This is a genomic window from Aeribacillus sp. FSL K6-1305, assembly GCF_038050115.1.
Classification (GTDB): Bacteria; Bacillota; Bacilli; order Bacillales; family Aeribacillaceae; genus Aeribacillus; species Aeribacillus composti.
Genome location: NZ_JBBOQV010000001.1, coordinates 474,039 through 499,251 on the forward strand (window position 1 = coordinate 474,039; position 25,213 = coordinate 499,251).

At 39.4% G+C, this 25,213-nt stretch carries 24 protein-coding genes; 12 read left to right on the forward strand and 12 right to left on the reverse strand.

Annotation, left to right across the window (positions count from 1 at the left end; genetic code table 11):
• Positions 1-279: 279 nt before the first annotated feature.
• Positions 280-1,947 (reverse strand): ribonuclease J1, encoded by a 1,668-nt coding sequence (rnjA, locus tag NST97_RS02220; RefSeq protein ID WP_063389638.1) that lies wholly within the window; start codon positions 1,945-1,947, stop codon positions 280-282.
• Between the two features lie 6 nt (positions 1,948-1,953).
• A complete protein-coding gene (locus NST97_RS02225) occupies positions 1,954-2,163 on the reverse strand; it encodes a DNA-dependent RNA polymerase subunit epsilon (RefSeq protein ID WP_063389639.1) in 210 nt (69 codons plus the stop codon).
• A 374-nt stretch (positions 2,164-2,537) separates the two neighbouring features.
• On the opposite strand from NST97_RS02225, the gene NST97_RS02230 reads away from it, so the two are divergent.
• A complete protein-coding gene (locus NST97_RS02230) occupies positions 2,538-3,308 on the forward strand; it encodes a Cof-type HAD-IIB family hydrolase (RefSeq protein WP_341342881.1) in 771 nt (256 codons plus the stop codon).
• Between the two features lie 176 nt (positions 3,309-3,484).
• Here the strand turns inward: NST97_RS02230 and def are convergent, their stop codons facing one another.
• Positions 3,485-4,039 (reverse strand): peptide deformylase, encoded by a 555-nt coding sequence (def, locus tag NST97_RS02235; RefSeq protein ID WP_339199767.1) that lies wholly within the window; start codon positions 4,037-4,039, stop codon positions 3,485-3,487.
• A 97-nt stretch (positions 4,040-4,136) separates the two neighbouring features.
• Positions 4,137-4,271 carry a YjcZ family sporulation protein gene (locus NST97_RS02240; RefSeq protein WP_082829604.1) on the reverse strand — a complete coding sequence of 45 codons (135 nt, stop codon included), beginning with the start codon at positions 4,269-4,271 and terminating at the stop codon, positions 4,137-4,139.
• A 518-nt stretch (positions 4,272-4,789) separates the two neighbouring features.
• Here NST97_RS02240 and pdhA point away from each other — a divergent pair.
• The 4 genes from pdhA (at position 4,790) to lpdA (ending at position 9,683) form a co-directional block, all read left to right on the forward strand.
• Positions 4,790-5,911: a pyruvate dehydrogenase (acetyl-transferring) E1 component subunit alpha gene (gene pdhA / locus NST97_RS02245; RefSeq protein WP_063389642.1), complete on the forward strand. Its 1,122-nt coding sequence runs from the start codon at positions 4,790-4,792 to the stop codon at positions 5,909-5,911.
• A 2-nt stretch (positions 5,912-5,913) separates the two neighbouring features.
• A complete protein-coding gene (locus NST97_RS02250; RefSeq protein WP_063389643.1) occupies positions 5,914-6,891 on the forward strand; it encodes an alpha-ketoacid dehydrogenase subunit beta in 978 nt (325 codons plus the stop codon).
• A 74-nt stretch (positions 6,892-6,965) separates the two neighbouring features.
• The gene (locus NST97_RS02255; RefSeq protein WP_339195383.1) at positions 6,966-8,264 is read left to right on the forward strand and encodes a dihydrolipoamide acetyltransferase family protein; all 1,299 of its coding nucleotides are present in this window, start codon (positions 6,966-6,968) and stop codon (positions 8,262-8,264) included.
• 3 nt (positions 8,265-8,267) lie between these two features.
• Positions 8,268-9,683 (forward strand): dihydrolipoyl dehydrogenase, encoded by a 1,416-nt coding sequence (lpdA, locus tag NST97_RS02260; protein WP_339195386.1) that lies wholly within the window; start codon positions 8,268-8,270, stop codon positions 9,681-9,683.
• Between the two features lie 284 nt (positions 9,684-9,967).
• Here the strand turns inward: lpdA and NST97_RS02265 are convergent, their stop codons facing one another.
• Positions 9,968-10,342, reverse strand: a complete 375-nt coding sequence (locus tag NST97_RS02265; RefSeq protein ID WP_339195389.1) for a hypothetical protein — start codon at positions 10,340-10,342, stop codon at positions 9,968-9,970.
• 499 nt (positions 10,343-10,841) lie between these two features.
• Between NST97_RS02265 and NST97_RS02270 the strand changes: the two genes are divergently transcribed.
• Positions 10,842-10,973: a GapA-binding peptide SR1P gene (locus NST97_RS02270; protein WP_082830423.1), complete on the forward strand. Its 132-nt coding sequence runs from the start codon at positions 10,842-10,844 to the stop codon at positions 10,971-10,973.
• 737 nt (positions 10,974-11,710) lie between these two features.
• Here the strand turns inward: NST97_RS02270 and NST97_RS02275 are convergent.
• Together NST97_RS02275 and NST97_RS02280 are read right to left on the reverse strand one after the other, a co-directional pair.
• Positions 11,711-12,640, reverse strand: a complete 930-nt coding sequence (locus NST97_RS02275) for a DMT family transporter (RefSeq protein WP_341342882.1) — start codon at positions 12,638-12,640, stop codon at positions 11,711-11,713.
• A gap of 173 nt (positions 12,641-12,813) precedes the next feature.
• Positions 12,814-14,286 (reverse strand): aminotransferase class I/II-fold pyridoxal phosphate-dependent enzyme, encoded by a 1,473-nt coding sequence (locus NST97_RS02280; protein WP_066250238.1) that lies wholly within the window; start codon positions 14,284-14,286, stop codon positions 12,814-12,816.
• 197 nt (positions 14,287-14,483) lie between these two features.
• On the opposite strand from NST97_RS02280, the gene NST97_RS02285 reads away from it, so the two are divergent.
• On the forward strand, positions 14,484-15,449 hold the full coding sequence (locus NST97_RS02285; protein WP_063389650.1) for an NAD(P)H-dependent flavin oxidoreductase: 966 nt from the start codon (positions 14,484-14,486) through the stop codon (positions 15,447-15,449).
• A 51-nt stretch (positions 15,450-15,500) separates the two neighbouring features.
• On the opposite strand, the gene NST97_RS02290 is transcribed toward NST97_RS02285, so the two are convergent.
• Positions 15,501-16,136, reverse strand: a complete 636-nt coding sequence (locus NST97_RS02290) for a YktB family protein (protein WP_340733628.1) — start codon at positions 16,134-16,136, stop codon at positions 15,501-15,503.
• Between the two features lie 163 nt (positions 16,137-16,299).
• Between NST97_RS02290 and NST97_RS02295 the strand changes: the two genes are divergently transcribed.
• The gene (locus NST97_RS02295; protein ID WP_144596967.1) at positions 16,300-17,094 is read left to right on the forward strand and encodes an inositol monophosphatase family protein; all 795 of its coding nucleotides are present in this window, start codon (positions 16,300-16,302) and stop codon (positions 17,092-17,094) included.
• Between the two features lie 461 nt (positions 17,095-17,555).
• Here the strand turns inward: NST97_RS02295 and NST97_RS02300 are convergent, their stop codons facing one another.
• Positions 17,556-17,741 (reverse strand): DUF5325 family protein, encoded by a 186-nt coding sequence (locus NST97_RS02300; protein ID WP_063389653.1) that lies wholly within the window; start codon positions 17,739-17,741, stop codon positions 17,556-17,558.
• Positions 17,742-17,890: 149 nt separating this feature from the next.
• On the opposite strand from NST97_RS02300, the gene typA reads away from it, so the two are divergent.
• Positions 17,891-19,729 carry a translational GTPase TypA gene (typA, locus tag NST97_RS02305; protein WP_341342883.1) on the forward strand — a complete coding sequence of 613 codons (1,839 nt, stop codon included), beginning with the start codon at positions 17,891-17,893 and terminating at the stop codon, positions 19,727-19,729.
• Between the two features lie 23 nt (positions 19,730-19,752).
• Positions 19,753-20,073: a YlaH-like family protein gene (locus tag NST97_RS02310; protein ID WP_232515525.1), complete on the forward strand. Its 321-nt coding sequence runs from the start codon at positions 19,753-19,755 to the stop codon at positions 20,071-20,073.
• An 87-nt stretch (positions 20,074-20,160) separates the two neighbouring features.
• On the opposite strand, the gene NST97_RS02315 is transcribed toward NST97_RS02310, so the two are convergent.
• A complete protein-coding gene (locus tag NST97_RS02315; protein WP_341342884.1) occupies positions 20,161-20,361 on the reverse strand; it encodes a YlaI family protein in 201 nt (66 codons plus the stop codon).
• 1,193 nt (positions 20,362-21,554) lie between these two features.
• A complete protein-coding gene (locus NST97_RS02320) occupies positions 21,555-22,154 on the reverse strand; it encodes a YhcN/YlaJ family sporulation lipoprotein (RefSeq protein ID WP_066250243.1) in 600 nt (199 codons plus the stop codon).
• Between the two features lie 253 nt (positions 22,155-22,407).
• Here NST97_RS02320 and NST97_RS02325 point away from each other — a divergent pair, with 253 nt between their 5' ends.
• Positions 22,408-23,754: a PhoH family protein gene (locus NST97_RS02325; protein WP_375338794.1), complete on the forward strand. Its 1,347-nt coding sequence runs from the start codon at positions 22,408-22,410 to the stop codon at positions 23,752-23,754.
• 276 nt (positions 23,755-24,030) lie between these two features.
• On the opposite strand, the gene NST97_RS02330 is transcribed toward NST97_RS02325, so the two are convergent.
• The gene (locus tag NST97_RS02330) at positions 24,031-24,528 is read right to left on the reverse strand and encodes a peptidyl-prolyl cis-trans isomerase (RefSeq protein ID WP_341342885.1); all 498 of its coding nucleotides are present in this window, start codon (positions 24,526-24,528) and stop codon (positions 24,031-24,033) included.
• Positions 24,529-24,808: 280 nt separating this feature from the next.
• Here NST97_RS02330 and NST97_RS02335 point away from each other — a divergent pair, with 280 nt between their 5' ends.
• Positions 24,809-25,093, forward strand: a complete 285-nt coding sequence (locus NST97_RS02335; RefSeq protein ID WP_063389660.1) for a YlaN family protein — start codon at positions 24,809-24,811, stop codon at positions 25,091-25,093.
• The last annotated feature ends 120 nt before the right edge of the window (positions 25,094-25,213 follow it).

Sequence of the window (25,213 nt, forward strand, 5' to 3'; positions counted from 1 at the left end):
CGAAAAAATTAACCATAAAACTTTTCGGTATTTTTCATTTACATGTTTTGATCTCCGTCTTTCTTCTCTGCAAGCACTCACTTTTTCGTTTTTTTATAAGAACTTTTAGCTGACGGCTGCCCGTTTTAAAACCATCTACCTAAAAAAGCAAGAGCGGCCGGATGCTGCGTGTTATGAGCCGACAAAATAACAACTGGACATTTTTGCAAAATAAATCCCTCTTATGTTAAACAGTACGTTCCACTGTCAACACAAGAGGGATCGATCACAAGTTATTACTTAAATTTCCATTATAATTGGCAAGATCATCGGTCGGCGTTTCGTTTTTTCATATAAAAACGGAGCGAGTGTATCGGCGATTTCATTTTTGATTTCCGACCACTGCGTAGTTCTTCTTTCCAATACTTTATTTAAGTGCTTAGTAATCAGTTCTTGGGCATCTTTAATTAAATCTCCGGATTCTCTCATATAAACGAAGCCGCGCGATATAATGTCAGGTCCTGCAGCAATTTTGAACTCTTTCATATTGATGCTGACGACAACGATTACGAGTCCTTCTTCAGATAAAATTTTTCGGTCTCTTAACACAATGTTTCCAATGTCGCCAATTCCGCTTCCGTCAATATAAACGGATCCGGATGGAATTTTACCGGCAATGGATGCTTCGCGGTCGTTCATCGCCAGCACATCTCCGTTATCCATAATAAAACAGTTTTCCTTTGGAACTCCGCAATCGACAGCTAGTTTCATATGCATGATCTGCATTCTATATTCTCCATGAATCGGCATAAAATATTTTGGCTTCATTAGCCGCAGCATTAATTTTTGCTCTTCCTGTCCGCCGTGGCCAGACGTGTGGATGTCATTTAACGACCCGTGAATTACTTCCGCACCGGCGCGGAAAAGCAGATTGATCGTTCTTGAAACCGATAAAGTGTTCCCTGGGATGGGCGATGATGAGAAAACGACCGTATCGCCGGGAATAATTTGGATTTGCCGATGAGTTCCATTTGCAATTCGGGACAGAGCGGCCATTGGTTCGCCTTGGCTTCCTGTACATAAAATCACGACCCGATGAGCGGGCAGACGGTTTATTTCATTTGCATCAACAAACGTATCTTTCGGGCAGCGAATATACCCGAGTTCTTGACCAATTTGGATAGCTGCTTCCATACTTCTTCCAAAAACAGCTATTTTTCGATTGTTTTTAACAGCTGCTTCAGTTACTTGCTGAAGTCGATGAATATTGGATGCAAATGTTGCAAAAATGATGCGGCCGCTTACTTTTCGGAAAATGTCGTGAATGCTTTCGCCGACCCTTCTTTCAGACATTGTAAATTCAGGAATTTCACTGTTTGTGCTGTCCGATAAAAGACAGAGCACACCTTCTTTGCCGATTTCCGCCATTTTAGTTAAATTTGCAGGTTCCCCGACTGGAGTAAAATCAAACTTAAAATCTCCTGTATGAACGATATTTCCTGCGGGAGTTTTGACAACAATTCCATATGAATCTGGAATGCTGTGAGTTGTACGGAAAAAAGTTACGGCAGTTTTTCTGAACCGAATCACATCATCCTCCTGGATGATGTTTAGTTTAGCTTGTCTTAAAAGTCCATGCTCTTCAAGCTTATTGCGAATCAGTCCGATCGCCAGTTTACCGCCGTAGATTGGTACATTAATTTCCCGCAGCAAATAAGGTATACCGCCTATATGATCTTCATGGCCATGTGTGATGAACAAGCCTTTAATTTTTTCTTGGTTTTTTACTAAGTACGTATAGTCCGGAATCACATAGTCAATCCCTAGAAGTTCGTCTTCTGGAAACTTAATTCCAGCATCAATTAAAATGATTTCATCTTGAAATTGCACACCGTACGTATTTTTTCCGATTTCGCCCAATCCGCCGAGGGCGAATGCTGCTACTTGGTCTCTTTTTACAAATTTCATATACTATCATTTCTCCAATACAGAAAAATTTTCGCTTTGTTTTTCAAATTCATAAAACGGACCGCTAATCGGTTGAATATATTCTATGTTTATGGAGCGGCCTTTTAATTTTTCACGAACTTCTCTTTCTGATTCCGCTTCAACGAAAAATGTTTTCGTTCTTTCCCGAACAGGCGGTTCATTCGGGTTTTCCTGATAAAAAACTTTAAACATCATTTGCGTAATCTCTCCTTACTTTCCATGTTAAACTAGCTTTTATTATTATAGTCGATTCTGATGGCAAATCCAACCTTCATTGAAAATAACGAAAACCGGGCTAAAGCCGCCCGGTTTCTTTAAGCAATCGATTTTCTGCGAAGCAATTGCTTCCACTGTTTTTTAATTTTTTTCTTTAAACGTTTTAACATATCAACTCCTCCTTCATTAAGATGTCAAAGTCGAGTCCGATTGTATTTACTTATATTATATGCTATTTTTTTATTTTTTTTATGGCTAAACGTGGAAAAGCTCTATTGACATAAAGCGTTTGCATACTATACCGTTTTGTTTAGTGTAAATAAGGTTTCACGAAAGAGAAAAGGAGATTGAACATGGGGAAAAAATTTATTTTTTTTGATATAGACGGTACTTTATTGGATCATGATAAACATTTGCCGGAATCTACTCTTGACGCGGTCACCCGTTTGAAAAAAGCCGGACATCACGTCGCCATCTCAACCGGCCGCGGCCCTTTTATGTTTAAAAAGCTAAGAGAAGAGCTAGGAATCCATTCTTATGTCAGCTATAACGGACAGTATGTTGTGCATGAAGGAGAAGTCATTTATGAAAATCCTTTGAAGGTCGATGCGTTGGAGCAATTAATCGAAGCGACTGAAAATACTGATTACCCGCTTGTATTTTTGAGTGAAGAAGATATGAAAGCAAATGTGGAAGATCATCCGTTTATTCATGAAAGTTTGAAATCTTTGCACCTCTCGCATCCTGAGTGCAGACCTGATTATTTTCAAGAAAAACTTATTTACCAAGCGCTTTTGTTTTGCAAAGAAGGAGAAGAAGAACAGTTCAATATTTCTGAAGAGATAAAATTTGTCCGCTGGCACCAGCTTTCAACTGATGTTGTTCCAAAAAAAGGATCGAAAGCAGAAGGGATCAAAAAGATAATGGATATGCTTGGCGTTAGCCGTCAAGATGTGGTTGCTTTTGGAGACGGTTTGAATGATATAGAAATGATCTCGTTTGCTGGAACAGGCGTTGCTATGGGTAATGCTGTTTCGCATGTGAAAAAAGTAGCTGATTTTGTTACAAAGCCTGTTGATGAAGATGGAATATTTTATGCTGCAAAGCAATTGCAGTTGATATAAATCAGAAGTCAAAATCAAAAAAAGCCTTGCAAAGGCGATTTCAAATGGTAGTGTGCACAAAAAATTTCTCTTTATGAACAAAAAATCCCGAAAGAACTATTCGGGATTTTTTGCATGGATTTTCGTTTTGCTTCAAAATATTCCGCGGCTTGGATGCCGGGCGCTAACTTCTGGCTTCATCTGTCAATTGGAGTTGCATTTTCCGGTTCTTTAAAAGGATTCTCTTTATTGATCCGATCATAAAACATAATGCCGTTTAAATGATCTATTTCATGCTGAAACACAATAGCGACAAGACCTTTTAAACGAAGGTCGACTTCATTGCCTTCAAGGTCAACCCCTTTGACGCGGATGCGTGCATAACGCGGAACATATCCTAGAACCTCTCTGTCAACGGAAAGGCATCCTTCACCGCTTGTTAAATAACTTTGTTCCACTGAATGGCTTACAATTTTTGGATTGAACAGGCCGTACGAATATAATTTTCCTTTTTCATCCGTCACATGAACGGCAATCATTCGTTTTGATACATTAATTTGTGGGGCGGCAAGACCGATCCCAGGCCGCAATCCATATTTTTCTGCAATCTCTGGATCTTGACTGTTTTTTAAGTATTGAAGCATCTCCGCTAAAATTTTTTTCTCCTCTTCAGAAGCGGGCAATTCCACTTCCTTGGCAACTTGACGAAGAGTTGGATGTCCTTCCTTAATAATATCTTCCATTGTAATCATGGCTAATCACTCCTGAACCTATATCAACAAATTTCATTATACATAAATCTTTTAAAAGAAACAAAAAAGAATTGCCCGAAAATCGGACAATCATCAATTAATAGTTTAAGCAGGCAGCGCCAACAATAATGAGCAAAATAAAAAGCACAGCGATCAATACAAATGTCCAGTTTGAAACTGGAAAATATCCGTATGATGGGTAATGATAAGACGGATTGGAATAATAATGCATCTCTTTCACCTCCACATAAGGACTCCATATCGCCTTATTTAGGGCAAATGTCTATATCATCGTATGATGAAGCAAAATAAAGGTATAGACGTTTGCCTAGAAGACTTCCTTATTTATATAAATTCTTCTGTAATTTATATAGAGAAGCAACACGCTCTCCAGATAAATGATTCGCTTCCGTCTGTATCTGTAATAGTGATACAGAATTATCTGTTGTATTAGTACAGATTTAAAAGTAAAAATATTTCCAATTATCTTGAAAGCGTTTTATATATTGTTTTAAAAATAAACAAATTAATTGACGCATGTGAAAAAAGGGTGTACACTATGAAGTGAAATCGATGTGTATTACTATTTTAAATAAAAAAATTAATACAGTTTGTAAAGCGATCTTGCAATGTACTTGACGATTTTGGCAATTAAAGATCCGCAATGTGTGTCTCCATGAACAATTTGGGGTAATCTAGTTTTATGGATGAATTTAAAGGCTGAGAAAATGAAACGAAGAGGTGTGTTGAATGGCAAAAAAGGCGAAAAATGTTGTCGTTGACAGCGAAAAGCAATTTGATGCGATTCGCAAGGAATTCCAAACGTTCCAAATTTTAAACGAAAAAGGCGAAGTCGTGAATGAAGATGCGATGCCTTCCCTTTCTGATGAAGAATTAAAGGAATTAATGAGACGAATGGTATTTACCAGAGTGTTGGATCAGCGTTCAATTTCTTTAAATCGTCAAGGTCGTTTAGGTTTTTACGCACCGACTGCCGGACAAGAAGCATCACAAATTGCTTCTCATTTTGCCTTGGAAAAAGAGGACTTCATTCTCCCGGGCTATCGTGATATACCGCAGTTAGTTTGGCATGGATTGCCTTTGTATCAAGCATTTTTATATTCCCGCGGGCATTTTCATGGAAACCAAATGCCTGAAGACGTAAACGCTTTTTCACCGCAAATTATTATCGGCGCCCAATATGTGCAAGCTGCAGGGGTAGCATTAGGCTTGAAAAAACGCGGCAAAAAAGCAGTTGCTGTTACGTATACAGGTGATGGAGGAACGTCTCAAGGCGACTTTTACGAAGGAATAAACTTTGCTGGGGCATTTAAAGCACCTGCTATTTTCATCGTTCAAAACAACCGGTTTGCAATTTCAACACCTGTAGAAGTGCAAACTTCAGCTGAAACACTTGCACAAAAAGCTGTTGCAGCTGGAATCCCTGGTATACAAGTAGATGGAATGGATCCGCTTGCTGTTTATGCAGCTGTGAAGGAAGCGCGTGAACGGGCAATAAACGGTGAAGGTCCGACATTAATTGAAACATTATGCTACCGCTACGGTCCGCATACAATGGCAGGAGACGATCCAACGAGATATCGGGCAAAAGAGCTTGATGACGAGTGGGAGGCAAAAGATCCGCTTGTTCGTTTCAGAAACTTCCTTCAAGCAAAAGGATTGTGGAGCGAGGAAGAAGAAAACGAAGTTATCGAAAAGGCGAAAGAAGATATAAAAGAAGCAATCAAAAAAGCGGATGAAACTCCAAAACAAAAAGTGACAGACTTAATCAACATTATGTTTGAAGAAGGAAGCTGGCCTTATAACCTAAAAGAACAATATGAAATTTATAAAGAGAAGGAGTCGAAGTGAGCATGGCGCAAATGACAATGATTCAAGCAATCACTGATGCGTTGCGTACGGAACTGAAAAACGACGAAAATGTGTTAGTATTTGGGGAAGATGTTGGTGTAAACGGCGGTGTGTTCCGTGCAACAGAAGGACTTCAAAAAGAATTCGGCCCAGACCGAGTTTTTGATACACCTCTGGCAGAATCAGGAATTGGCGGCTTGGCAATCGGTTTAAGCACACAAGGCTTTCGTCCGGTAGCTGAAATTCAATTCTTCGGTTTTGTTTATGAGGTTATGGATTCCATTTCTGGACAAATGGCGCGTTTGCGTTATCGCTCCGGGGGCCGCTGGCATGCTCCGATCACCATTCGTTCTCCTTTCGGCGGCGGCGTTCATACCCCTGAGCTTCATGGGGACAGCTTGGAAGGCTTGATGGCGCAGCAGCCTGGTTTAAAAGTCGTTATTCCTTCCACCCCTTATGATGCAAAAGGGTTGCTTATTTCAGCAATTCGGGATAATGATCCGGTCATTTTCTTGGAGCATATGAAGCTTTATCGTTCCTTCCGTGATGAAGTTCCGGAAGAAGAATATACAATTCCGATCGGCAAAGCGGATATAAAACGTGAAGGGAAAGATATTTCGATCATCACTTACGGGGCAATGGTGCATGAATCTTTAAAAGCTGCTGACGAACTTGAAAAAGAGGGCTTTTCAGCAGAAGTGATCGATTTACGTACAGTAAGTCCGCTGGATATAGAAACGATTATTGCTTCAGTAGAGAAAACAAACCGTGCGATTGTCGTGCAGGAAGCCCAAAAACAAGCAGGAATTGCTGCTAATGTTGTTGCAGAAATTAATGAAAGAGCGATTCTTAGCTTGGAAGCTCCTGTTTTCCGCGTGGCAGCTCCGGACACTGTCTATCCATTCTCACAAGCGGAAGATGTATGGCTTCCAAACTACAAAGATATCGTTGAAACGGCTAAAAAAGCATTGAATTTCTAATTGGCTAAAAAGAGGAGCATCATCTTTTCTTCTTTTCGGCCATCAACTGAAAATTATTTAGGAGGTTGAAATCTGTGGCTTTTGAATTTATAATGCCGGATATCGGTGAAGGCATTCATGAAGGTGAAATAGTAAAATGGTTTATCAAACCTGGTGATGAAATCAATGAAGATGATGTTCTTTGTGAAGTGCAAAATGACAAAGCAGTAGTTGAAATCCCTTCCCCTGTAAAAGGAAAAGTATTAGAATTAAAAGTGAATGAAGGGGAAGTTGCAACTGTCGGTCAAGTATTAGTCACAATTGATGCTCCAGGTTATGAAAATCAATCAAAAGGCGATGAAAGCGGTGAAGCAGCAAAAGAAGAAAAGCCTTCCACAGAAGAGCAAAAAGTGGAAAGCAACGCTTCACAGTCTGCTTCAGAAGACGTAGATGTTAACCGACGCGTTATTGCAATGCCATCCGTCCGAAAATATGCGCGTGAAAAAGGCGTTGATATTCGATTGGTACAAGGCTCAGGAAACGGCGGGCGCATATTGAAGGAAGATATTGATGCTTATCTGAAAGGTGGACAAGAAGAAGCAAAACCTGTTGAAAACGTGGAAAAAGAAGCTGCAAAAGGCGTATCAGCAGGAGAAAAAGCAGCGCCGGCTCCGGTTGTCCTTGAAGGAGAATTCCCAGAAACCCGCGAGAAAATCAGCGGTATTCGAAAAGCAATTGCAAAAGCAATGGTTAAATCGAAGCAAACTGCGCCACATGTAACATTAATGGATGAAGTCGATGTAACAGAGCTTGTTGCACATCGGAAGAAATTTAAAGCTATTGCGGCAGAACAAGGCATTAAGCTTACATATTTGCCTTATGTTGTCAAAGCTTTAACATCGGCACTGAAAAAATATCCAGTATTAAACACGTCGTTTGATGATGAAACAGAAGAAGTTATTCATAAGCACTATTACAATATCGGAATTGCAGCTGATACCGAAAAAGGACTTTTAGTTCCTGTTGTCAATCATGCAGATCGAAAATCGATTTTTGAAATCTCTGCAGAAATTAATGAATTGGCAACAAAAGCGCGTGAAGGCAAACTTACTCCAAATGAAATGAAAGGCGCATCATGCACGATAACAAATATCGGTTCCGCTGGCGGCCAATGGTTTACTCCTGTCATTAATCATCCAGAAGTAGCCATTCTAGGTCTCGGACGCATTTCTGAAAAACCGGTTGTGAAAAACGGAGAAATCGTTGCAGCCCCTGTTTTAGCGCTGTCTTTAAGCTTTGACCATCGAATGATCGACGGTGCAACTGCACAAAATGCGCTTAACCATATTAAGCGTTTATTGCATGATCCCCAATTATTACTAATGGAGGCGTAATAAATGGTAGTAGGAGATTTCCCGATTGAAACTGACACTCTCGTCATAGGAGCTGGTCCCGGCGGCTATGTGGCTGCAATAAGAGCTGCGCAATTAGGGCAAAAAGTTACGATCGTTGAAAAAGGATCTCTTGGCGGCGTCTGCCTCAATGTTGGATGTATTCCTTCTAAAGCATTAATTAGTGCAGGACACCGTTATGTAGAGGCTAAAGAATCAGAAGATATAGGAATAAAAGCTGAAAATGTAACACTAGACTTTTCTAAAGTGCAAGCTTGGAAAGAAAGTGTCGTCAAAAAACTTACAGGCGGTGTTGAAGGCCTTTTAAAAGGAAATAAAGTTGAAATTGTAAAAGGCGAAGCATATTTTGTTGATCGCAACACCGTCAGAATCATAAACGAGAATTCAGCTCAAACGTATAAATTTAAAAATGCAATCATTGCAACTGGCTCCCGTCCAATTGAAATTCCAAGCATTAAATTTTCTGAGCGAGTCATTGACTCAACTGGAGCGTTGTCCCTGCAAGAAGTTCCGAAAAAAATGGTTATTATTGGCGGGGGAGTCATTGGCATAGAGCTTGGAACTGCTTATGCGAATTTCGGCACTGAAATTGTGATTATTGAAGGAGACAAAGAAATTCTTCCAGGATTTGAAAAACAAATGACAGCTCTTGTAAAAAGAGTGTTGAAGAAAAAAGGAAATGTCGAAATTCATACTAGCGCACTTGCAAAAGGTGTTGAAGAAACAAAAGACGGAGTAAAAGTGACATTTGAAGCGAAAGGAAAAGAGCAAGTAGTGGAAGCGGACTATTGTTTAGTTACAGTAGGACGCAAACCAAACACTGATGAACTTGGTCTCGAACAAGTCGGAGTAGAAATCGATGAAAAAGGCTACATTAAAATTGACAAACAGTGCCGGACAAATATTTCAAATATTTATGCTATCGGCGACATCGTTCCAGGACCTTCACTTGCTCATAAAGCTTCATATGAAGGGAAAATTGCTGCAGAAGCGATTTCTGGAAAACCTTCTGAAATCGATTATAACGGAATTCCTGTCATTGTCTTCTCAGAACCTGAGTTGGCTTCTGTCGGATATACGGAACAACAGGCTAAAGACGAAGGAATTGACATTGTGGCAGCTAAGTTTCCATTTGCAGCAAACGGCCGCGCATTGTCATTAAATGCAACCGATGGATTTGTAAAATTGATTACACGAAAAGAAGACGGCCTTGTTATTGGGGCTCAAATCGCAGGTGTCAGCGCATCAGATATGATTGCTGAACTTGGACTTGCGATCGAAGCAGGCATGACGGCAGAAGATATTGCCTTGACGATTCATGGCCACCCGACATTAGGAGAAATTGCAATGGAAGCTGCCGAACTTGCACTTGGAACACCGATTCATATTATAAATAAGTAATGCAGCCCAAAGGGGCAGTCTAATAAGTCGTTTTTTCGGCTTATTGACTGCCCCTTTTAATGTTTAATAACGTTGATATATCGGTGTTTATGATTATTTGTTTTCAATGGGGATTTGACTTTTTGGACAACCCCTTTTTATGATGAAAAATAAATGATGGAACAATTCTCTCACTGTTGTGAAAGTTTTTTTCACAAAAATATGTTGTGCAGAGATTTTGAGCACAAATCCTATTTAACTAAAGAATCTTCTCAGCGCTTAATTACCTCAAACCGACATTCTCATTATTCGGAAAGCACTTCTGAGACCGGCTCTACAATTTCATCTTTTGTTGAAACTGATCCTTTAATATGCAAAATGATGCCGTCATGATCCATCACGATAATGGAAGGATATGTTTTAATATTAAACCGCTTAGATTCAGGGTTATCAGCTTGGTAGATCATCATATTGTCCATTTCCTCTGGAAATTGTTTTTTTAAATCTAATAAAGCATCGTAGTAAATTGATTCTTTTTCCATCATTTTTTGGTCGGTAAAAAAAAGAATTTGTTTTTTGTCGAAGCTTGAAATCGAGTGATCGTCTTTCGGATCAGCAATACAAGAAGACAATAGAAGCAGTACGGCAACGGTATAGGTATATGCAATAAATTTCACCATTGTCCTACCTCTTTCGTTTAAAGAAAACTGGTAAAATGTGTTCATTTTTTCTTAACGTCATTTTAACATATTTAATTCCGTCACTTTTGAATGTTATGCAAATGTTACAAAAATAAAATATTATTTAAACAAATTAAAAAATTCAAATCGTGTACGAGAAGTATGATATCTAGAGCGAATGTTTGAGTTGTTGGGTTGTAGACTTTAGATGCACGTAATGGATCATACTCAGCATCATGTAATGCTAATGATCATAAAGATAAAGGTCATTTGAAAGCTACTTTGAACCAAAAAAATGTCCCCATCCCCATATAAAATGTACAAAACTTTAATTGTAGCGGATAAAATCAATTTACATATTTTTTAATGCATAAAAAAATAAATGTGTTATACAATTTTCTGCTTGACGAATATAATGTGACATATTAATATATAACTATCAGGTCATTTTGTCTCCACTTTATTCTTTATGACGCTATATGGAAAAGGGGAATACAGGATGGGAACAATTGTCTGTCAAGACTGCAATTCAACAATTCATTTCTTTGATGATGAAAAAGTTACGGTATTGTATGGTAAATGCAACAATTGCTGTACAGAAAAGAATCGTAAAAAAAGCAATCATCAATAACATATTGAATAACACGTGTAACAAAGGGGTTTAAGATAAATGGGCTGTCTTTAAGGCAGCTTTTTTTTATGTAAAGCAAATGCTGGTGATCTTAATGAAATGGATGCTTGCAGGATTGTGATTGAGAGAGCTAAGACAGAAAAACATCGTTTGAATTCATTTTTTATCAATTCACCTTTGTCTTTTTCAGTAAGTACGGTCATTGCGGTTTTTAAGTGTTAAAACGACAGCGATGCGGTTTGTAAAGATTGATGAAACATATACCAAATGTCACTTGTGCATAAAAGGTTGGATGAAAAATTTATTGGAGTTACGACAAATTTCGCAGCCAATATTGGAACTGGCAGCAATTCGATATAGCGAAGTTTGTTATCGATGTCTTTTCAATAAAAGTATAAAAAGTGGTGTCTATTCCATTCATTAGGCGGTAAAATGTAGCTAAAGGACTTTTGTGAAAGGAGCTTTACAATGGAGGTAATGGCAGCAAGCGTCTTTTCGGCAATTATTATATTTATTACTGTCTTTTCTATGATAAGGGTATTCATCATCGCTTTTAAGAGGAAAGAAATAACGCTTCGGAAGTTCATCATCTTCACCATATCTTCAATTGTTACAGGTTTAATCATTGCTTCCGTTTTACCGTTTGTTTATCAAAAAATATTTCATTACATCTATTAACTGTTTTTTTAATGAAAGACCTTCCCCACGAAGTAGGAAGGCCGTCGTCCATATTTTAGTTATGTATTAGCACTTTTTACAGAAGCATTCGCAGTCAATTCCTTATTAGAAAGTCCTTTATTTTTCAAAAACATACTGACTCCAATTAAAGATAACGCTCCGCCAATCATTTGGGAAATAGATGTAGCTTCTCCTAAAAATAAGTATGCTAATATAATTGCCCCTATTGGTTCACCTAAAATACTCATTGAAATCGTCGTAGCATCCAAATATTTTAAAAGCCAATTAAATAATGCGTGACCAAAAATATTGGGGACTAGTGCTAGAAGTACAAATATGCCCCAATCATGAACTGAATAATGAATCAGCGGGACCTCGTAACTAAGATTGTAAATCAATAATACAAATCCACCTATAAAAAACACGCAAAAACTATATATTGATGTTGGAATTTTTTTGCATAATACTTGTCCAAAAAGCATATGAATGGCTACTGCTAACGTTCCTGCTAATGAAAGGAAATCTCCATATAATGCTTTTGTAGAAAGATTAATATCTCCCCATGCAATAATGATTGAACCGCTAACAGCTATAATAATACTCACAATCCCAATAAGGTTTGTTCTCTCTTTAAAAATAAAATACGCTCCGATCATAACAAATACAGGCTCTAACGTAGTTATAATCATTGAACTTGCTACTGTTGTATATCTAAGGGAATCCATCCAAAATAAGAAATGAAAACCTAGGAAGATTCCAGATAAAAATAGTTGAATCCAATCCTTCCATTGAATGTTAATAGCTCCTGTTTTGATTTTCTTCCAAGGGAGAAACGGCAACATAACGATCACCGTAAAAAGCAGTCTATACATTCCTAATATAGATGCAGGCGCATCAGACCATTTAACAAAAATAGAAGAAAATGAAATAGAAATAACACCAATTAGTAAAATAAAAATAGGCGGAACGGGAAATTGATATTCTTTCATTGTTGTCGCTCCTTTTAAAAGAATTGAATATTATTATAAATTAAATACGGTAATGGTTTTAGCCATTACCGCAGCAAAATTATTTTATGATCGATCTTCAGCAAAATTTGGTTTCATCCGTTTTTCGACTTGTCCTCGAATGTATGGATTTATAAAGCTTCTTCAGCGATTTCTCATTTAATCGGTTTATGCTCTTTAATAACGCGAATGTAGGAAAGAGTTGGATCTTCTGTACCTTGAACAGGCAGGCCGGCATCTAAATTTTTTCGGATGTAATGTAAATTTTCTTTAGTGATGATTTCTCCTGGTATGAAAATCGGTATGCCCGGTGGGTACACCATGACAAATTCTGCAATAATGCGTCCGACAGATTGTTCAAAAGGCACCATTTCCGTCTCTGCATAAAAAGCATCTCTAGGTGTCAGCGCCAAAACAGGAATATCGGGCAGAAGGACAGAGACTTCCGCTTGCTTGTTTGCCTGATGGGAAAATTCTTTTGACAAAGCACGAAGCGCTTTTATTAAAAGTGATGTTTCATATTCTGTATCACCGGGCGTGATCAGACAGAGCAGATTGTACAGATCGGAAAGCTCCACTTCAATGTTGTAATGTTCTCTTAACCACAGCTCTGCATCATATCCCGTTATGCCTAGTTCTTTCACAGAAATAATTAATTTTGTCGGATCATAATCATACGTTGCATTCGTTCCCAAAATTTCTTCTCCTACACAATATAGATGATCAATTTTGTTAATTTCGTATCTTGTCTGATTCGCCAATTGAATCGTTTGCTCTAATAATTCATAGCCCTTCGTTGCCAGCTGCTTTCGAGCTGCATCCAGTGATGCAAGAAGCAAATAGGATGTCGATGTCGTAGTCAGCATGCTTAAAATCGATTGAACACGGTCAGGAGACACAAGACCTTCCCGAACATTTAAAATAGAGCTTTGCGTCATCGATCCTCCCAGCTTATGAACGCTAGTTGCCGCCATATCTGCCCCTGCCTGCATGGCGGATAATGGCAGCTTGTCATGAAAATGAATGTGGACGCCGTGCGCTTCGTCTACAAGAACAGGGACATTATATGAATGAGCAATATTTACGATTTGTTTTAAATCAGCTGAGATTCCGAAATACGTTGGATTAATGACTAAAAGCCCTTTTGCATCAGGATATTGCTGAAGAGCTTTTTCAACTGATTCTGTCGTTATTCCGTGAGAAATGCCGAGGTTTTTATCCACTTCAGGATGTATAAAAACGGGGGAAGCCCCTGAAAAAATGATTGCTGACATGACCGATTTATGAACATTTCTTGGAACAATAATTTTATCTCCAGGTCCGCAAACCGACAGGACCATTGTCATAATGGCTCCGCTCGTACCTTGTACCGAGAAAAAGGTGTGATCGGCCCCGAAAGCTTCAGCAGCCAATTTTTGTGCTTCTTTAATAATTCCTTTTGGCGAATGAAGATCATCCAAAGGACCGATATTAATTAAGTCCATCGCGAGAGCATTATGTCCGATAAATTCTCGGAATTTTGGCTCCATTCCGGCTCCTTTTTTATGGCCGGGAATGTGAAATTGAATTGGATTTTTTTGAATATGTTCTAAAAGACCTGTAAACAATGGTGTATCATGCTGTGACAATTTTCCTTTTCACCTACTTTTTAAAGGTTCCCCAAAATTAAAAACAAATGAAATTATAGCACTTTCCTATAAAACCTGCAAAAGGCACTGAATATGGTTTTGAAAATCTTTGTGCTTCTCTTTGTTTGAGCTACGTTTTTATAAAGAAGGAATTTAATGCGTGGAAAAAGAATAATACGAAATGGGGAGGGGTAAACATGGTATTTTCAACAAAAATTACCGAATTGCTAGGGATTAAATATCCGATCATTCAAGGGGGACTTGCTTATTTAGCGTATTCAGAATTAGCAAGTGCAGTAAGCAATGCAGGAGGGCTCGGTCAAATCACGGCTATGTCTCTTCCGAATCCAGCTGCGCTTCGAGAGGAAATACGGAAGGTGAAACAAAAAACGGATAAGCCGTTTGGAGTGAACTTCGCCATCGGTCAGCATGGCCGTCCATTTTCCGATATGCTTGATGTGGCGATTGAAGAAAAAGTGCCGGTCATTTCCATCACTGGCGGGAACCCGGCTCCGCTTTTTGACCAATTAAAAGGTGTCGATGTAAAAAAACTAGTTCTCGTTGCGGCAAGAAGACAAGCGGAGAAAGCGGAAGAGCTTGGAGCAGATGCAGTGATGGTCGTCGGACAGGAAGGCGGCGGTCATTTAGGAAAAGACGATATCGGCAATTTCGTATTAATTCCACAAGTAGTGGAAGCTGTCTCCATTCCGGTGATTGCTTCTGGAGGCATTGCGGACGGGAGGGGACTAATGGCAGCATTGGCTCTTGGAGCTGAAGGGATTGAAATGGGAACTCGTTTTATTGCAACGAAGGAATGCGTTCATGCACACCCGTTATATAAAGAAGCAATTGTCAACGGTACTGAACTTGATACCGTCATTATTAAAAGGTCGTTAGGGGCACCAGGTCGGGCGCTTCGAAATAATTGGACCGAAAAAATTTTGGAAATTGAAAGAGAAAGAGGAGATTATGAGTCGCTAAAAGATTTCATTAGTGGAGAAGCGAACAAAAAATATATTTATGAAGGCAAAATCGAGGAAGGATACGCATGGGCCGGTCAATCTATAGGGCTGGTAAAAAATATTCCGTCCGTTGCGGAACTGTTTGACGAAATCATTGAACAGGCGAAAGAGATAAGGCGGAAATGGTCTAGCATTGCTTAATTGTTTTTCAAAAGAAATAATGGTCAGCGATGCAGCGCATCCTGACCATTTTTAAACAGTGCTTTTTTGTGTGATTTGATAAAGCGGCATTAACGTTTTAAACGTCTCGTCAACCTTTTCCAAAAATTGCTCCCTGCTCATAGAGAGAACTTCATTTTTTGGAAGGTTGATGCCGCATAACATTTCTGCTTTTTTCACCGATTGCAGACGTTGAAAAATTCGTTGAAAATCTTCGTCAGATAAATTTTTTTGTTTTTCCGCATCTGGTTTTGTATGATCGGCTGACCAGAAATAATCTTCAGGAATTTGCTTTCGAATTTGCCGCCAATTCTGTAGAAATTGTTTTCCGATTTCTTCTTTCACAGGGGATTCATAAATAATGGCAAACCAAACAAAGACGTGTGTGCTCCATAATCCGATTTGAAAATGAGGGAGCTTCTTATAACCCCGTTTACTGTTTGCAAATGCAACCCATGTGTCATTGGGAGGATGAACGGTACGGCGGGCATGTTTTGCTACATGATAAAATATTTCATCTCCCGTCAAAGCAGACAAAGTAGGTGCAAAATGCTGTCCCAGCGCTTCAAGTTTTGGGCGCACCCGTTTTTTTAGCTCATCCATTCTCGCTTCTAAACCGTCTATTTGAAAAACTTCAAAATCTTCCTTCACAAATGGCACAAAATCCATAAAAATCCTCCTTGTGTTGTTTGTCCACATTGTAGCACAAACCGACAGAGAAAGAAAAATAATGTGGGTGAAATATTGCAATGAAAAAGGTGAAAAACTTGATTTTCTCCATTTCTTTACAGTATGCTAAAAAAGGTGATTGAATAGAAAGTGGGTAAGATAGATGAACTGGCATGAAATAGATCAAAAAGCAAAGCAATGGATTTATGAGGCTGGTGAAAGAATTCGCCAATCATTTCAACAAAAGCTGGTCGTTGAAGCGAAATCAAGTCCAAACGATTTAGTGACGAATATTGACCGGGAAGTAGAGCATTTCTTTTGGGAAAATATTCGCAAAACGTTTCCGGAACACAGCATTTTAGGAGAAGAAGGTTCCGGTCATGAATTGAAATCATTGGACGGTATCGTTTGGATAATTGATCCGATTGACGGCACAATGAATTTTGTACATCAAAAGCGGAATTTCTGCATTTCGGTTGCTGTTTTTGCGGATGGTGTCGGTCAAATAGGACTGATTTATGATGTCGTCAGAGATGAAATGTACCATGCGATAAGGGGGAACGGCGCCTATTTAAACAAAACGGAGCTTCCGCCGTTACAAAAGAAAACAATAGAAGAATCCATCATCGGCTTGAATGCATCATGGCTGGTGGAAAACAGACGAATTGACCCATCAATATTAAGTCCGCTTGTCAAACGTTTAAGAGGAACGAGATCATTTGGTTCAGCCGCTCTTGAATTTGCCTATGTAGCTGCAGGCAAGCTGGACGGCTATATTACAATGAGACTTGCTCCTTGGGATTTTGCGGCAGGTTTAATCCTTGTCGACGAAGTAGGCGGGGTTACGACAACGCTTGACGGAAAACCAGTCGATTTGCTTAAAAAGCAAAGCATTTTCACCGCTAACCAAACCATTCATCAACAAATTATCGAGGAGTATATTAAAGGGAAAATATAAAGCTGCAAATGCTGTTGACAGCTTATAGATCATCATAGCTTGCTAAAAAACAAGCATGAGGAAAGCAGTATAAAAAGTCTCTTATAAAAATATGAAAGAATTGGTATCGTTCGGCAAACTTCACATCGTGATGGCAGGCGAGAAAAATGGAACAAGTGTGGAGCAATGAAATGTTGTAGCAATCAACGTTTTGTAAATAGGGCTAAAAATCGGGTTGTTTAAAAATTTACATAAAATGGAACTTTTTTGTATCCATTCCATTTCTGGCTGGTCTTTTGAAAAAGGCTATTGTAAATGAATTTTAGCTAAAACCGAACATATTGTGAAACAAAAGATGGGTCTTTGTAGGTTTGAAAGAAACTAATGCCATGTAATAAAGCCCCTCTATCAGTAGAGGGGACGATCTATGTATCATAAACCGTTTGAAAGTATAAAGTGGCCGATGCCAAGATGTAAATTCTTTATAATAATCCTCTCTCTCGCATTTTCTTTTTTTGGGTAAAGCCGAGTCCAAATACAATAATAATTCCAATGATGCTAACAACTACTCCCAACAGGCTGCCAGCCCCTATTGCAAAGCCGACCGACACAATAAGCAGCGCCGCAATGGTGGCGAGAACCCAAAATATCCATTTTCCGTTGCCCATTCCCATCCTCCTTTCATCAATCCAAGACGAAAACCATTAATAGCCTTTAAGCCTCTTTCCATCTTTAGTTTATCGAAAAACGTTCAACGTTTCCACAGTATTTATGGTATAATAGCCTAGGTTCAGTTTAGCAAATAGGAGATGACAGTGTGAAAGTTAGAAACGACTTACGCAATATTGCTATTATCGCGCACGTAGACCATGGGAAAACAACATTGGTTGACCAATTGCTTCGCCAATCAGGAACGTTCAGGGAAAATGAACAAGTGGCGGAGCGCGCATTAGATTCCAATGACTTGGAGCGCGAGCGCGGAATCACCATCTTAGCCAAAAATACGGCGATTGAATATAAAGGAACGACCATTAATATTTTAGATACGCCTGGTCATGCCGACTTTGGCGGAGAAGTAGAACGAATTATGAAAATGGTCGATGGCGTGCTGCTAGTTGTCGACGCCTATGAGGGCTGCATGCCGCAGACAAGATTTGTTTTGAAGAAAGCGTTGGAACAAAACTTAACACCGATTGTCGTCGTGAACAAAATTGACAGAGAGTTTGCCCGGCCTGAAGAAGTTGTCGATGAAGTGCTTGAGCTGTTTATTGAGCTTGATGCAAACGATGATCAATTAGAATTTCCGGTTATTTATGCTTCGGCCATCAACGGAACGGCAAGCACAGATCCAACTAAACAGGATGAAAATATGGAAGCTCTATTTGATGCGATTATCGAACATATTCCTGCACCTGTTGATAACAGCTCAGAACCCCTTCAATTCCAGGTGGCGCTGCTGGATTACAACGACTATGTTGGGCGGATCGGCATCGGCCGCATTTTTCGCGGAGAGATGAAAGTCGGACAACAAGTCGCATTAATGAAGCTTGACGGAAGTGTGAAGCATTTCCGTGTTACGAAAATGTTTGGATTTAAAGGATTAAAACGATTGGAAATTGAACAGGCAAAAGCTGGTGATCTTGTCGCTGTTTCTGGAATGGAAGACATTAATGTCGGGGAAACGGTTTGTCCAGTTGATCATCAAGAGGCGCTACCTGTTCTTCGGATTGATGAACCGACGCTGCAAATGACGTTTTTAGTTAACAACAGTCCTTTCGCAGGCAGAGAAGGAAAATATGTGACGGCGAGAAAAATCGAAGAAAGGCTGCATGAACAACTGCAAACAGATGTTTCGCTAAGAGTGGAGCCGACGGATTCCCCGGATAAATGGATAGTATCAGGGCGAGGCGAGCTTCATTTATCCATATTAATTGAAAACATGCGCAGGGAAGGGTATGAGCTGCAAGTTTCGAAGCCTGAAGTAATTGTAAAAGAAATCGATGGAGTACTTTGCGAACCGGTTGAACGGGTGCAGGTGGACGTTCCAGAGGAATACACAGGTCCTGTCATGGAATCATTGGGCGCGCGCAAAGGGGAAATGGTCGACATGATCAATAACGGAAATGGACAAGTCCGCTTGATTTTTATGGTGCCATCGCGCGGATTAATCGGCTACACGACCGAATTTATGTCTTTAACAAGAGGATACGGCATCATAAACCATTCGTTTGACTTGTATCAGCCTATGCAAAAAGGACAAGTTGGCGGAAGGCGTCAAGGGGTTCTTGTTTCAATGGAAACTGGAAAAGCTACCTCTTATGGCATTCAACAGGTCGAAGATCGCGGAACGATTTTCGTTGAACCCGGAACAGACGTGTACGCTGGGATGATTGTCGGTGAACATAATCGTGAAAATGACCTTGTTGTAAATATATGTAAAGTAAAACAACAAACAAATATCCGTTCTTCGACGAAAGAACAAACGGTCGGAATGAAAAAAGCTCGGATCATGTCGTTGGAAGAAGCACTTGAATATTTAAATGATGATGAATATTGTGAAGTCACGCCTCAATCGATTCGTTTAAGAAAGAAAATCTTGGATAAAAACGAGAGGGAAAAAGCAGCGAAAAAGAAAAAACTGTCAAATCAAAGCTAATGAGTGAAAGGGGGAGGGACGTAGTGACAGAAGAACAAGTAATTGAAAGGCTGTCTTTTTTTGCGCGTCTTTTCCGTGTTCATGAGCAGCATGATGTCGGAATGTGGTATTTGTATATTACCATTCTGATTTTATCAATTATTGTATATAAACTGGGATTTGCTAAGAAGCTCCCGATTTTAAAGTCTGCTATAATCTATTTATTTCTCGCTTTGGGCTGTACGGTGCTGACGTTTTTGGCAATTTTTCTGCCGATTGCAGAAGGATTGGTAGTCGCTGTCCTTATTTTAAGCATATATAAAATTCGGCTTTACTATTCGAAAAAAAATGAAAACAACACATAGCTTTAAAGAAAATAAAAACAGATGTCGGTATGTGCCAGTGCGCACCACCTTCATCTGTTTAACTTTTTTCTGAGTATTTTTCTGTTCTCAAAAAAGCTCATTCATTTTTCTTTCGCGGTACAAACGGAACTTTCCGGTTGATAGTCTTTTGTTTGTTTTTTCCGTAATTCGATTATAGCAAGTATTGCACATATATGTATGAATCGGTCTATTCCTCAGCTGTTTTGCCTTCAATGATTCGTCATCAATTGTTTCGATTTTATCGCATAAAACACATTTGACTTTCATCTTGCTTCTCACACTTTCTAATCAAATTTTTAAGCTTTGTACAACGTTGTTCGTCTCAGCATCAAAAGGCTTCGATGATAGTTTGGATTGCTTTCAGACAACACGCCTCTATACTCACTCGCCTCTCGCATAGTATATCACGTTTTGCTTCCGCTCACACAATTTCTTTTGCAACTTTGCAAAAGAATCAAGCCAGCAGCGGCTTTATAGGACTTACACACAATACAATTTCTATAAGAAAAGACAGAAAAATAAGCTATTGAGCCACTTTCGAGCATTGCAAAAAACATTGTGAGACAGGTCAATACTCTTTATCCAAACCAGAGCCATTTGCATTTCCGTTCCGACTTGGGATCGTGAATCATCCGGCGATAGTCAAGCTATTATTAAAATGAATAGACATACTGATCTTCAGCCGCGCAGGTCGATAGTGAAACAATGTTTTATGAGTTGTTATTTTATTAAATATGACAAAATATCATCGGATTTTGACTAAAAGGTGTTGAATCGAGTAGGAGGGAGCGATTAACTCCCGTCCTCTCACACCACCGTACGTACGGTTCCGTATACGGCGGTTCAATTAAGATAATTGACGCAAGTCTTTATAACTTCCGTGAATAGCTGTTCTCTTTATGCCAGTGGTCACTCCACCCTCCAAGAGATCTCCCACGGGATTCACCGCTTCCTCCCTCAAGTGAGGTACTACGTTTTCTGTGTTCATCATGACTCACTGAATGCCAAGGGCTATTCTCTCTTAATTGTTCGGTCCTTCTTAGTTGTTCTAGACCAACTAATACTATGACCTCTGCTGACTTCTGACGGTTCAGCTACTTATCACTAAGTAGGTTATGAAGCGTACTTCACATATCCGCCAGACCTCCCCGGGTAAGAGTGTAATCTTTCCTTCCATCCATCTGCTTCATTTACTCTGTATCACCTTCGGCAGAAAGGGCTTTGTTTTGTCTTGCAAACTCACCCAGTGATACCTAGCCTCATATGAAGTTCGTGTTCCTCAGACCGGAAGTTTGCCGCTCGCTTCCTTCAGATTCCGCGTCACCACGGACACCCTTGCGTTAAGCTAACTGCTACTTCTGCCTTCGCAGCTCGGGACTTTCACCCTATAGATTACACCCATGCCGGGCGCACAAGCAATGAAAAACGCTTAAGCTTCGGACTTAAGCGTTTTAATGTCTTTATTGTTGTTTTTGGTTTGATTGATCACGCTGTTCTTTATTCAGCTCTTGATTTTTTGACTTCGGAAGCTGATCTTTTTCATTCATCGGCTGCTTTTGTTGATTGTCTGTCGCGTCACCAGGAAGATCCGGCATCAATCTTCCGACGATTTGAGCGAGCTCATCTAGAATGCCGCCAATGGGCCGGCCGTTTTGAATTTCCTCTCCAATTTGGCGGATTCGTTCATTTGTGTCTGGATCGGCAATAACTACAGCATAAGCCCCGTAAGGATCGTTTTTTAATGATTCTGCAACGGAATACTTAATCGATTCAACTTTTGAACGATCCAGCTTTTTGTCGACATCAATTCCGACGACTGCATAATTTCCAAGAACAACTGCAGTTGCATCATTTACATCTGGAACATTTTCGGCTATTTTTGCCAAGCGGCGGGCGATTTCCTGGCCGGATTTGCGATCAACATTTTCCCGCACGGAATCTTTGACAGTAATTGTTCTTGAATAGTTTTCACCACGATTTTCCTCTCGTGCATTTTCGTTTGTGGAACAACCGTTTAAATATAAGCCGACAAGCAAAATAAACATCAAAAAGCTGCGCATGCTATCACTCCTTTTCTTACAAGTAAGGTGTAAAGTAATCCATTACTTATTTCGTGCTTCCGTCTTTGACGAATAACATTGGTTCTAGTTACAAAACTTATAAAGAAGCCTGAATCTTTCGGAGTTAACTCCCGACTGGATTGTAGAAGACATCGGCTTAGGCAGCATCTTTCTTTATTTATTGTTTAATAAACCTTCTATCTTTATTCATAAAGACATATATTTTAGCTAAGGAAGCCTCCAATAATTTCGGATGAGGGAGGAAGAAAGATTGGGCAAGATATATGTGCTGGATACGAATGTTTTGTTGCAGGATCCGAATTCCATTTTTTCCTTTGATGAGCACGAAGTTGTAATACCTGCCGTTGTTCTTGAAGAGGTGGATTCCAAAAAAAGATATATGGATGAAGTTGGACGAAATGCGCGCCAAGTTTCAAAAATCATTGATCAGTTGAGGGAACAAGGGAAATTGCACGAAAAAATTCCTCTGCCAAACGGCGGATCTTTAAGAATTGAATTAAATCATCGTTCGTTTCATGATCTGCAGGAGATTTTCGTGGAAAAAACAAATGATAACCGAATTTTGGCAGTAGCCAAAAATTTATCACTGGAAGAGCAATCAAAGAAAGATGGAAAATCGGTAATTTTAGTCAGCAAAGATGCTTTAGTGAGAGTGAAGGCAGATGCGATTGGACTTCATACTGAAGATTTTCTGAGCGATCGTGTAGTAGAAATTGACCATATCTATACAGGGTTTCTTGACCTTTACATAAGTATGGAAAACTTAAACCGATTTTATGAGAAAAATGAGCTGCTGCTGTCGGAAATAACCAATCATCCTTTTTATCCGAATCAATTTATTTTGCTGAAGGATGCTTTAGGAGGCAAATCATCTGCCATTGGGATTGTCGATAAAACAGGGAAAAGATTGAAAAAGCTTGTTTTTCAGCATGACCATGTTTGGGGAATTCAGCCGAGAAATGTTCAACAAACGATGGCATTCGAACTTTTAATGAGACACGATATTCAGCTCGTGACTTTGATCGGCAAAGCAGGTACAGGAAAAACGCTTTTGGCTTTAGCGGCCGGGCTGATGCAAACAGAAGACATGGAATCATATAAAAAGCTTCTTGTCGCCAGACCAATTGTTCCAATGGGAAAAGATATCGGTTTTTTGCCGGGAGAAAAAGAAGAAAAACTGAGGCCTTGGATGCAGCCGATATGGGATAATTTAGAATATTTATTTAATACGAAAAAAGCTGGCGAGCTTGATGCGATTTTAGCAGGTATGAATTCGATCGAGGTGGAGGCGCTGACTTATATTCGCGGCAGGAGCATCCCGGAACAATTTATCATCATCGATGAAGCGCAAAATTTGACGAAACATGAAGTGAAGACGATTTTAACAAGAGTTGGCGAAAAAAGCAAAATTGTGTTGATGGGGGATCCAGGACAAATTGATCATCCTTATTTAGATGAATATAACAATGGGTTGACCTATGTAGTGGAAAAATTTAAAGATCAAGCAATTGCGGGGCATGTAAAATTACTGAAAGGCGAACGATCCCAATTGGCGCAAATAGCAGCAGATTTGTTATGAAAAAGTGAGATGTTGTAGTTTCAAAAGCCTCAGGGGTCAGAGATAAAAGTGTGAGCTTTGCAGAAGCTGATTTATCTTTAGCTCTTTGCAGCACCCAAAAAGATTTTTTGCTCTAACATTTGCGATTCTCAAATTGTGAGCAATGGAAATAAAAGGACTGTCCAGAAAGTCAAATCGCCATTAGTAATAAACACCGATATATCAACGTTTCTAAAACAAAACATTAATGGGGGCGTCAATAAGCCGTAAAAACGACTTATTAGACACCCCCAAAAATTATTTTACGATTATTGCTCTCACCTTTTTAATTGGATCATGGCGGTTCGAGCCATCTCCGTAAATGATGTGGACAGGGCCGTCTTCTTTTAGCGGTTTTCCTTCCTTGCTAAATGCCAAAATGCATTCTTCTGCTTTTTCAATCGGCATTTCGACTTCGCCGTTTTCGGTTTCAAAAACGACCGTTTTGGCGTTCGTTAACGGTTCAGCATTTGATAAAAACGGTTTAAGCGGCATGCCGAAAGTCCCGGTAAGCACCTTTTCTTTTTCAAATTTTTGTTCCGTTTTTAAAGTAGGCGGAAATACAGCTCCCTCCTGAATCTCCCGTTGCCATTGATTTGCTGTTTTTTTCACATAGTCCTCTTCTATGTTTTCCTCTTTGCGGCCTTGATCAAAATATGTATTTAAATCAATGCGGCGGTCATCAAAGATCCAAACACCTGGGTCCAAAGTAATTGGAAATTTTACATTCCCTTTTATTTGAATAATATCGCTCATGAGCATCCCTCCACGTTAAAGTATAAGCGCTTTTATGGATTTTGTCACATTCCGTTGTCCATTTCAGTTCAAAAAGGCGACAGTCAGGCGGCTGAGTCATGACGCGGCAAATCAATCAGACAAATTCTTCTAGCATTTTTTTGGAAGGTTCATACATATATATGAACAACTTTAAAATTATTAGGGAAGGAGGTCGCGTGTTTCCTTGCAATTTTCCTTTATAACATTTAATATTAATAGATAGAATAGGGATTCCTTAATGGGGAACGGAGGGATTCAGATGGCATCATTTGAAATGGTTCTTAGTCACCGGGAAAAGGCTCTTTCGCTTTTAAAGGCGGATGCAGATAAAATCATGAAATTGATTAAAGTACAAATGGACAATTTGACAATGCCTCAATGTCCTCTTTATGAAGAGGTTTTAGATACGCAAATGTTCGGATTATCTCGGGAAATTGACTTTGCTGTCAGACTGGGCCTGATTGAAGAACGCGAGGGAAAAGCTCTGCTTGATGAGCTTGAGCGTGAGCTGTCAGCTCTGCACGAGGCATTTGTACGAAAATAAAAAGCTTGCTCAAACCGGTAAAAAAAAGGTTTGGGCTTTTATTTTATCTTTTCCATTTATCATATCGACCTTCCACAATAGGTGTTCCTTCGCAATTTTTATTTTGCCATTGAGAAAATG

Excerpts from the sequence above, each read along its gene's own strand:
- NST97_RS02250 (WP_063389643.1), top strand. The coding sequence starts at position 5,914 with ATGGCGCAAATGACAATGATTCAAGCAATCACTGATGCGTTGCGTACG.
- NST97_RS02240 (WP_082829604.1), bottom strand. The coding sequence starts at position 4,271 with ATGCATTATTATTCCAATCCGTCTTATCATTACCCATCATACGGATAT.
- NST97_RS02320 (WP_066250243.1), bottom strand. The coding sequence starts at position 22,154 with ATGCGCAGCTTTTTGATGTTTATTTTGCTTGTCGGCTTATATTTAAAC.
- NST97_RS02265 (WP_339195389.1), bottom strand. The coding sequence starts at position 10,342 with ATGGTGAAATTTATTGCATATACCTATACCGTTGCCGTACTGCTTCTA.
- NST97_RS02290 (WP_340733628.1), bottom strand. The coding sequence starts at position 16,136 with ATGGATTTTGTGCCATTTGTGAAGGAAGATTTTGAAGTTTTTCAAATA.
- NST97_RS02275 (WP_341342882.1), bottom strand. The coding sequence starts at position 12,640 with ATGAAAGAATATCAATTTCCCGTTCCGCCTATTTTTATTTTACTAATT.
- lpdA (WP_339195386.1), top strand. The coding sequence starts at position 8,268 with ATGGTAGTAGGAGATTTCCCGATTGAAACTGACACTCTCGTCATAGGA.
- NST97_RS02270 (WP_082830423.1), top strand. The coding sequence starts at position 10,842 with ATGGGAACAATTGTCTGTCAAGACTGCAATTCAACAATTCATTTCTTT.
- NST97_RS02315 (WP_341342884.1), bottom strand. The coding sequence starts at position 20,361 with ATGAAAGTCAAATGTGTTTTATGCGATAAAATCGAAACAATTGATGAC.
- NST97_RS02300 (WP_063389653.1), bottom strand. The coding sequence starts at position 17,741 with ATGGGCAACGGAAAATGGATATTTTGGGTTCTCGCCACCATTGCGGCG.
- NST97_RS02285 (WP_063389650.1), top strand. The coding sequence starts at position 14,484 with ATGGTATTTTCAACAAAAATTACCGAATTGCTAGGGATTAAATATCCG.
- def (WP_339199767.1), bottom strand. The coding sequence starts at position 4,039 with ATGATTACAATGGAAGATATTATTAAGGAAGGACATCCAACTCTTCGT.
- NST97_RS02335 (WP_063389660.1), top strand. The coding sequence starts at position 24,809 with ATGGCATCATTTGAAATGGTTCTTAGTCACCGGGAAAAGGCTCTTTCG.
- NST97_RS02325 (WP_375338794.1), top strand. The coding sequence starts at position 22,408 with ATGAGGGAGGAAGAAAGATTGGGCAAGATATATGTGCTGGATACGAAT.
- NST97_RS02230 (WP_341342881.1), top strand. The coding sequence starts at position 2,538 with ATGGGGAAAAAATTTATTTTTTTTGATATAGACGGTACTTTATTGGAT.
- pdhA (WP_063389642.1), top strand. The coding sequence starts at position 4,790 with ATGGCAAAAAAGGCGAAAAATGTTGTCGTTGACAGCGAAAAGCAATTT.
- rnjA (WP_063389638.1), bottom strand. The coding sequence starts at position 1,947 with ATGAAATTTGTAAAAAGAGACCAAGTAGCAGCATTCGCCCTCGGCGGA.
- NST97_RS02330 (WP_341342885.1), bottom strand. The coding sequence starts at position 24,528 with ATGAGCGATATTATTCAAATAAAAGGGAATGTAAAATTTCCAATTACT.
- NST97_RS02225 (WP_063389639.1), bottom strand. The coding sequence starts at position 2,163 with ATGATGTTTAAAGTTTTTTATCAGGAAAACCCGAATGAACCGCCTGTT.
- NST97_RS02295 (WP_144596967.1), top strand. The coding sequence starts at position 16,300 with ATGAACTGGCATGAAATAGATCAAAAAGCAAAGCAATGGATTTATGAG.